The following is an 8,609-nucleotide window of genomic DNA, read 5'->3' on the forward strand; positions in this document are numbered from 1 at the left end:
ACCCACCTTTCCAAGCAAAATTCATTTATAGATTTCAAGTAATACACCCATTATTATGCTGTCAAGGAAAATCTGTTGACAATTCAAGCAAACAGAAGCTCAAAACAGGTTAAAATCTGCCGATTTTTTCTGAAAGATGGATGTACTTGCCCTGTGCTCCATTTTCGGCCAACTTCAGGACAGCCGTAAATTTTGCCGGCGGCGGGAAGACTGATTTAATCAACCGTAATGAATGGCTCTTCATAGACTGGCCAGCCACCATCTATGGAAGAATACCGGATTTAAGGTAGGATCGGACTTGAAAAGACCTTCGGAAAAGGATAAATGAACAAAAAGCAAAGCGCCGGCCCGACTTCCAGGTAAGCTGGCGTGGTACAAGTGCCGAAAGAGCCGGGGATATGGAAATGCCCGGGGATGGTTGGGCGGGAAGAGCTATTTTGAAAGATTTCGAGTAGGCAAGCGGAAGTATAAGCCCCGCCGGGAACCGGCTGCTGCGGCTTCGGGGGATGCGCGTACGCCTTGGTGCCGGGGGTTATCCAGTCCTATCGGTATAGGACCGATGATGCCGGCCGGCCGGTTTCAAAGGTGGCGGCCATTGCCGATCCCCGTCTTCAGGAAAAGGTCAAGGCCCTGATCCGGCAGAAGCATCTGGTGCATCAGGTCAATTTTTTGTAGGCCCGTAAAGCGCATAATAGGTCACCGGCACCACTAGGAGGGTAAATAGCGTAGATGCAATAAGCCCAAAGATAAGCGCCCAGGCAAGCCCTGAAAAAATGGGATCCAGGGTGATCGGCCAGGCGCCCAGCGCGGTGGTGAGGGCTGTTAGCACAATGGGCCGCATCCGGATGGCGCCGCTCTGAAGAATGGCTTCCTTGACCGGGAACTCGTTTTTCAGGGCATCCCGGATGAATTCAATGAGCACAACGGCATTTCGGATCACGATGCCGCCAAGCGCAATCATCCCGATCATGCTGGTGGCGGTGAAAAAGACCATGTCCTGGTAGCCCCCGACAACACCCCCGGAGATAATGTTTAACAGCCAGAAGCCCGGCATGATGCCGATAAGGGTCAGCGGAATCGCCATCATGATGAGAATCGGCATGAGAAAGGAATTGGTCTGCAGGGTCATCAGGATATAGATGCCGATAAGGGCGGCGGCAAACGCAATCCCCATATCCCGGAATACCCGCAGCGTGATTTTCCATTCTCCTTCTCCGGCCCATTCGGCCCGTATTCCGGGGGGCAGGGGATTTTCAGAAAGATTTTTCTGCATGCCGAGAATGGCCTCAGCCGGCGCCCGCCCGGCGACTTCAGCGAGGACGTAAACCACCCGCTCCAGGTTCTTGTGATAGATGGTCTGGGCATTGGGGGTGCGTTCAATATCAACCAGCTCCGCCAATGGGACCATTTTGCCGTCCGCCGTGGCCATGGGAATCTGGGTGAGTGTTGACATATTGCTTCGGCTCTTGCGGGGCAGAACCAGTTTAACATGCAGGGGCTGTCGCTCATCTGCCGCATGGACCGTTGCCGAGGTATCCCCGCCCACGGCGATTTTAAGGGCGTTGACAATGGCCCGGGTAGAGACGCCGTGAAGGGCCGCCTTCTCGCGATCCACCTTGAAATCGATCTGGTCGTGGGGCATCTCGGTCATGTCATCGATATCCACCACGTTGGGTTCCTGTTTCATGATCCCTTTGATGTGCCCCGCCGCCTGTATCAGTTCGTCATTGGATCTGTCCGGCGTCCCGTAGATTTCCGCCACAAGGGTTGCCAGAACCGGCGGCCCCGGGGGGACTTCCACGACCTGAATCTTCGCGTTGTTTTTTTCGGCGATTTTCATCAGGTCATTTCTCAACCGAAGCACGATGGCATGGCTTTGTTGATCCCGCTTGCCCTTTACCGCCAGATTCACCCGGATATCTGCCAGGTGTGGTCCATGGCGCAGATAGTAATGCCGCACCATGCCGTTGAAATCCATTGGCGAGGGAGTGCCCACATAGGAGGTGTAATTTTCAACCTCCTTGACCCGGCGCAGATAATCCTCAAAATCGCGCACCACGGCGTCTGTTGTTTCAAGCGTAGTGCCCTCCGGCATATCAATGACCACCTGGAATTCATTCTTGTTGTCAAAGGGCAGCATTTTAAGCGGCACCAGCCGTAAAAGCACCAGGGATGCGGAAAATCCAAGCAGCACCAGAATCCCGATCAAAAGCAGGTAGCGTTTGGGGCGGGACTCCAGAAACGGGGTGACCAGCTTCCGGTAAGTTGTAAAAATCCATTGCGGCGTGCCTTTTTGACCGTTCTGCGATGACGATTCCTGGGGAAGGGGATGGTTCTTGAGCAGGGCATAGGTCATCCACGGGACGATGGTCAGGGCGCAGAGCGTTGAAAAGGTAACGGTCAGCGGCACATTGGACGACATGGGGGCCATGTACGGCCCCATCATGCCGGTAATGAAAAAAAGCGGAGCAAAGGAGATAATAATGGCAATGGTTGATACAATGACGGGCGGCAGCACCTCGTGGACCGCAAACAGGGTGGCGAAAAAGGGCTTTCGACGGCCCATGAAGATGTGCCGCTGGATGTTGTCCACATTGGTGATGGGATCATCAACCACCAGGCCCAGCGAGAGGATCAGGGCGAACAGGGTTACGCGGTTGATGGTGTAGCCGAACAGATAGTTCATGAAAAGCGCCAGGCTGAAGCTTACCGGCACGGCCACGGCCACCACCAATGCCTCGCGCCAGCCCAGGGTAAAGGCAAGCAGCACCACCACTGTCAGCACGGCAAAGCCCAGGGAGGTCAACAAATCGTTTACCTTCTCCTGGGCGGTATAGCCGTAATCGCGTGTGACAGCCACTTCCACATCCGCCGGAATAATGCTCTGTTTGAGCTCATCAAGCTTGGCCAGGATTTTTTTGGACACATCAACGGCGTTGGTGCCGGGTTTTTTCGCCAGGGAAAGCGTGACCGACGGATATTCCAGAGGCTGATCCGCTATTTGATGGGCCTGGCGGTATCTGCAGGAATGGCCGATGCGGGTATAGCTTTCAGCCTCTGCCGGTCCGTCGGTGATTTTTGACAAGTCACGCAGATAAACCGGCCGTCCCATATGAACGCCGACAACCAGCTCTTCAACATCTTTTACCGACTGAAGAAAAGAATCGGTGTTGATCATGAAGTTCTGGTTGAATCGGTCAATGTGGCCGGCTGTAACCGCGGCATCTGCCCCCTGGAGGGCCTTTCGGACCTGAAGCGGGGAGATATTGTATCCATTCATCCGCTGGGGCAGGAGTTCCACGCGGATTTCTCTCGCCCGCCCGCCGGTTATGGAAGTCCGGGAGATATCTTCGAGCTGTGAGAGTCGCCAGCAGACCTCTTCGCCGATGCGGCGCAGCTGATAATCACTGTAGCGCTCCGAATAAAGGGCCAGGTTGACAATGGGCACGTCATCGATTTCCACGGGTTTAATCACCCAACCCTCGACAATCGGCGGCACCTGGTCAATGTGCATGGTGATCTGGTTGTGCAGTTTGACCAGGGATTCCTCCCGGTCCTCGCCCACGTAAAATCGCACGGTCACAATGGCCTGGCCCTTGTGCGACATGGAATAGACGTATTCGACCCCGTCGATTTGCCATAAAAGCCGCTCCAGCGGGGTAGCCACCAGCTTTTCAACTTCTTCCGGAGTTGCGCCGGGAGCCTGCACGTGAATATCCGCCAAAGGCACGATAATCTGGGGATCTTCTTCTTTGGGAGTGACCATAATGACGGCAATCCCCAGGCAGATGGAGACAACCAGCAGAATGATGGCGGGTCTGCCGTAAAGGAAAGGTCTTACAATGCCGGGAATCAGACCACTGGGCGTGTCACCGTTATTCGCCATTGCCCGGCTCCTTTATTTTCAGGGTTTCATCGCCGGAAAGGCCGGACAGTACTTCCACCCGGTTTCCGTAACTATTGCCCGTTTTGATGTATCGGCGCCCCCAGCCGTCTGCGGACTTCACCATAACAAGCTCAAGCTGACCGACTTCGTAAACCGCCGTCCGGGGGATTAAAACAAGCTCAACCTGCTTGTACGGGATCCGCAGTTTGCCGTACATGCCGGGATACAGGCCTGGGATATTCGGGAGTTTGCTTTTGACTAGAAAGGTTCGGGTCTGCGGGTCAGCATATGGGATTAACTCCTCGACCCGCGAGTCAACGGTTTTTTGCAGGGTAGAGATTTCTGCGCGAAGCGTTTTACCGGGATGAACCTTTCGGACCAGGTTTTCCCGCACATAGGCTTCCAGCTGCAGTCCGCCGGGGGTTTTAAGCAGCAGCAATGGTTTGCCGGGCATTGCCATATCGCCGGGATCCACGAACCGTTTCAATACTTCGCCGTCAGTCGGGGCGTTGATTTTGGTATAACTCAAACCGATTTTTGCTTCCCGAACCAGGCCTTCGACCATGCGGACACCGGCGGAAGCCCCGGCCAGGGCGTCTTCAGCCCGCTTCAAGGCAGCTTTGGCCTGAAGATAACGGGAGCGGGCCTGCTCCAGATCCTGTTCAGTCGCCGCCTCTGCATCAAAAAATTTCCGGGTTCGGTTATAGGCGGATTCAGCTTCGGCAAAAGCAGCTTCCGCCGAATTGATCGTCTCTCGGGCCTGCTTTTTTTGCGATGCGGCCGATTTTAAAGACTGTGCGGCCTGCGCCAATTGGGCCCGCATTTGGCGGCCGTCCAGGCTTACCAGCAGGTCCCCTTTTGCCACCTTATCACCGGCATTGACCCGCACGTCGGTAACTGTTCCGGATATCCGCGCCTCGATCCGGGCCTTGCTGCGCGGTTCAACCGTGCCCACGGCCTCATACCATTCGGTGACCGTTTTGACTTCCGCCTCTGCCGTTTTTCCGTCCATGCCGGGCGGCTTTTGCGCCGGCCCGGTCCGGCCGGGGCTGATGTTGTCTTTTGAAAAAACAAAGAAAAATAAAATCGCAGCTGCAATCACCAGGCATACGATCAGCGGGATAATGATCCGTTTTTTGTTTTTCATGGCGGTCGTTATCTTTCAGTGGGTTGCGGGTTGCGGCCGGCCCATTTGCCGATGGCGCGGGCCAGGTCGGCGTTTGCTTTGATTTTGTCGTAAAAAGCGGCCGTGGATCGAATGCGCGCCCGGTTCCGGTCCAGTTCGGCCTCCAGGTAACGGGTTATCGTTACCGCCCCGCCGTTATAATGCTCCTTCACGAGGCGGTAGGATTCTTCAGCACTTTCCACGCTGCTTGCGGCAACTTCGTATCTGGCTTCAGCCGCCTTGCGGTTGAGATAGGCGTTTTTTACATCCAGCTTCACCCCAAGGGTCGCCTGCCGGTCAGCCGCCAGCATCTCTTTTACCATGGCATCGGCTTTGTTTACCCGGGCTTTCGTGGAGAACCCCGTAAACAGGTCCCAGTTGAATACCACGCCGGCTGTCCAGTTTTCCCGGTCCCGGTTGTAATCCATTTCCGGATCGTCTACGTAGTATTTGCCCATCAGGTCCACGCTGGGCAGATAGTTGGTTTTCGCGGCATCAAGACCCATACGGGACTTGATGAGCTGTTTTCTGACTTTTTCCAATTCGGGGCGGCGGGAAAGCGCCTGAATAATACCATCTTCATATTCATCCGGCACCTGGATGGCTGATTCGCTGGTGCCAGAAAGAATATTCCGCTTTTGTGAAAATCCGGCGGGATCAACCCCCATGAGGTTGGCAAGGGCCGCCTTGGCCAGTTTGAAGCGGTTTCGGGTCTCTACAAGCCTTTCTTCGGCTCGGGCCAGGCGAACCTGCAAAGACAGTACATCGGATTTAAGGGCGCCGCCGCCATCGTATTGAACCCGGATGACCCGGAGCTGCTCGGAGACACTGGCAACCGATTCCGCTGCAATGTCAATAAACTCCTTCGCGGCCAGAACATCATAAAAGGCGGCGATGACCTGGGCTGTCAGATCGTTTACCACGGCCTGACGGTCCAGATCTGAAATTTTAACCGCCTGTTCCGCCATGCGAAGCTCCAGGTAGTCTTTCCCGCCGTTAAACAGGTTCATGCGGGCCTGGATCCCGGTTTCATAGTTTTCAAACCAGCCGGGATCATTGAAGTTGAGATCGGGGGGAAGCTTGCGCTGGTCAATGGTTTTAAACAAGTAAGCCGAAGGGGCGTCTCCCTGGGTATACTCGGTATAAAAGCCCAGCATCGGCCAGAAAGCCGTGTCCGCCAGATCCTTCATGGCCCTGGCCTGGTCAATGCGATAAACAGCCTGCTGCAGATTCGGATTGTTGGAAAGGGTGATCTCAATAACTTGCGGCAGGGTCAGTGGTAAGGCCGGATCAATATCAGACGCATCCGGCGACTGCGTCCGGGGCGTTTTTTCTGTCGGGGCCTGATTTGCGGGCGCGCCCGAAATATGCTCGTATTCCGCGCGGATGCTCGAAGCCGTATATTTCGGGGCGCTGCCGCAGCCCATCAGGAGCAGTGCGATTGCAGCCAAAACAATCCCTGAAATTCTGTTCATGTGAAAGCCCCTTTTCTCCCCCCGTACTTTACAAGTTTGCTGCTTTTCACAGGATTTTTTGCCATTGATTAAGCTGAAGGTTAATTCCTTTTGAACTAATACCTAATACCGAATACCAAATGGCATTTAAAATATATAAATAACAGCTATACTTTTTGTTGGCAAATTTTACCTTATCACTGAAATCCCAAGCCGCACGGCCCTTGTCCGCTCCTGATAATTCAGCAGGCTTTCGGCCAGGGTATTGACGTATTGAGCCTGCAGATAGATCTGCAGGTGGTTATCAAACAGGCAGTCCAGCGGATAACTCAGGTCAACCCGTGCGGAAGCGCCTTTTTCAGCCCACCGCAGGTGCGACTCAAGCACTGCGCCCTCGGCTTTTCCGAATTTTAATTTCAGATCAAAATAGCCCCGGTATTTATATAAATCCGGGTTTGTTTCGTCATCGTTTCCGGTATACGCCCATAGTTTCGGCGCCAACTCGAAGCCCAGTCCGCTGTTTCTGTGAAAAAAGATGAAAATCGGTTTCAGGTATAAAAAATTGGTGCTACGGGACAAATCGCTGCCCTGGCCGTTGGATTCATGCTGATAGCCGGTTTGAAAAAAGACATGGGAGAATCCCATGCCGGAGAACAGGTTGGGGGAGAGGAAAAAGAACTCAGGCTTGTAGCTGGTATCATCAAATGGCTGAGAGTCAGATTCCAGATCCCAGAAGGAGGTCTGGGTATAGGCGATATGAAAACCCCTCAACCATGGATATTGTTTGGGCAGCCGCATTTTGGTGTTTAAAAAACGGTATTTCAGGCTGATCTGAAATTTGCTCTCTTCCGGATCAGCCCCTACCAAAAAATAAATCGGCTGATAGGCGGCCATGTTTTCCAGATAGGGCTGATAGAGATTGAATAGCTCGTCCACCGTCTGATACGGGGCCCTGGCCGCCGGCTCGGCAAAAACGGATTCGGTCGGCCCTTCGGTTTCACTTCCGAAAGCCGGGGGGACTGATACTAAAAATAAAAATCCTATAAAGGCCGGAAAGCTTATAAAAAAGACGGATCGCATGTCTTATTTATGCTAATTCAGACCAGTCAGGGCTGGGACATGGTTGCCGGTCCCTGAGGTCCGCTCATCGCCACAAGTATTGGGTAAAAAATGATTGCTTGTATAATCCAGCCGATAACACACACGCCGACAGCCCGCCATGTGCTGGTGTAATCCAGCGCCTGCCTGACGGCAATCACCATGGCCACCAGCATCCAGATGCCGGCAACAAGGAAGACCACCATTTGCAATGCAGGAATAATCCCAAGGACCCGAATAATCCCCGGGGAACTGGAAAATCCGATGGTGCGCAGCATCTCTCCCATATCCGCCTTGGTCTGGGGTTCAGGAAGCAGTTTAGTGCCGACGAGGTAGGTGATAAAAGCCCAGATAAACCAGCTGGCAAGGGCGACGATAAGACCGTAGACAAGGCCGCTTGCTCCGCCCCCTGAGAGGGTTCCGATGCCTGCTGCCAGGCTGGAAATCACAACCACGCCCAAGGCCTGGCCCAATGCCCCTTTGTCCGCCTCGACTTCTTCATAAATTTTCACATCCAGCTTGGCCGCCCCGATCATCCGTTGCACAAAATTTGTCATGGTAATCTCCTTTATAATTTTTGTTGTCGGCTGAACCCGGCCCCGATAATCCCTGGCCAGGAGTATCTGACGCTTATCGGCATCCGATAAGGCCTGCCATAAATGATGGCATCCGTAGCGCGCAGGCCTCTCTCGATGGCCGGACCGATCCCCTTGCCCATGTCGGTGATAATAAATCGCTTTTTCAGCGATTGGTCCGAAGGGGGAGGAGATTCTATTTTCACCCACCTTTCCAAGCAAAATTCATTTATAGATTTCAAGTAATACACCCATTATTATGCTGTCAAGGAAAATCTGTTGATAATTCAAGCAAACAGAAGCTCAAAACAGGTTAAAATCTGCCGATTTTTTCTGAAAGATGGATGTACTTGCCCTGTGCTCCATTTTCGGCCAACTTCAGGACAGCCGTAAATCTTGCCGGCGGCGGGGGGATTGGGGGATTGGGGACG

6 protein-coding genes are annotated in these 8,609 nt (G+C 53.7%); 1 reads left to right on the top strand and 5 read right to left on the bottom strand.

Translation table 11 applies throughout. The features are described from left to right. The first annotated feature begins 522 nt into the window (after window positions 1–522). A complete protein-coding gene (locus tag R6U41_RS01090) occupies window positions 523–675 on the top strand; it encodes a hypothetical protein (RefSeq protein ID WP_410267996.1) in 153 nt (50 codons plus the stop codon). Here R6U41_RS01090 and R6U41_RS01095 read toward each other — a convergent pair. From R6U41_RS01095 to R6U41_RS01115, 5 genes are all read right to left on the bottom strand, one after another. After that, on the bottom strand, window positions 662–3,886 hold the full coding sequence (locus R6U41_RS01095) for an efflux RND transporter permease subunit (RefSeq protein WP_410267997.1): 3,225 nt from the start codon (window positions 3,884–3,886) through the stop codon (window positions 662–664). The genes R6U41_RS01090 and R6U41_RS01095 overlap by 14 nt on opposite strands. Further along, complete coding sequence (locus R6U41_RS01100; protein WP_410267998.1) at window positions 3,876–5,033, bottom strand: efflux RND transporter periplasmic adaptor subunit; 1,158 nt, start codon at window positions 5,031–5,033, stop codon at window positions 3,876–3,878. Before R6U41_RS01100 ends, R6U41_RS01095 begins: the two co-directional genes overlap by 11 nt. An 8-nt stretch (window positions 5,034–5,041) precedes the next feature. Beyond that, entirely contained in the window at window positions 5,042–6,526 is a 1,485-nt protein-coding gene (locus R6U41_RS01105) for a TolC family protein (RefSeq protein WP_410267999.1), read from the bottom strand. 168 nt (window positions 6,527–6,694) lie between these two features. Next, entirely contained in the window at window positions 6,695–7,441 is a 747-nt protein-coding gene (locus tag R6U41_RS01110) for a phospholipase A (protein ID WP_410268000.1), read from the bottom strand. A 170-nt stretch (window positions 7,442–7,611) separates the two neighbouring features. Next, window positions 7,612–8,160: a YIP1 family protein gene (locus R6U41_RS01115; RefSeq protein WP_410268001.1), complete on the bottom strand. Its 549-nt coding sequence runs from the start codon at window positions 8,158–8,160 to the stop codon at window positions 7,612–7,614. Window positions 8,161–8,609: the final 449 nt, after the last annotated feature.

Origin of the sequence: Desulfosalsimonas sp. (genome assembly GCF_046483245.1) — a bacterium.
Classification (GTDB): domain Bacteria; phylum Desulfobacterota; class Desulfobacteria; order Desulfobacterales; family Desulfosalsimonadaceae; genus Desulfosalsimonas.

Excerpts from the sequence above, each read along its gene's own strand:
- R6U41_RS01095 (WP_410267997.1), bottom strand. The coding sequence starts at position 3,886 with ATGGCGAATAACGGTGACACGCCCAGTGGTCTGATTCCCGGCATTGTA.
- R6U41_RS01100 (WP_410267998.1), bottom strand. The coding sequence starts at position 5,033 with ATGAAAAACAAAAAACGGATCATTATCCCGCTGATCGTATGCCTGGTG.
- R6U41_RS01105 (WP_410267999.1), bottom strand. The coding sequence starts at position 6,526 with ATGAACAGAATTTCAGGGATTGTTTTGGCTGCAATCGCACTGCTCCTG.
- R6U41_RS01115 (WP_410268001.1), bottom strand. The coding sequence starts at position 8,160 with ATGACAAATTTTGTGCAACGGATGATCGGGGCGGCCAAGCTGGATGTG.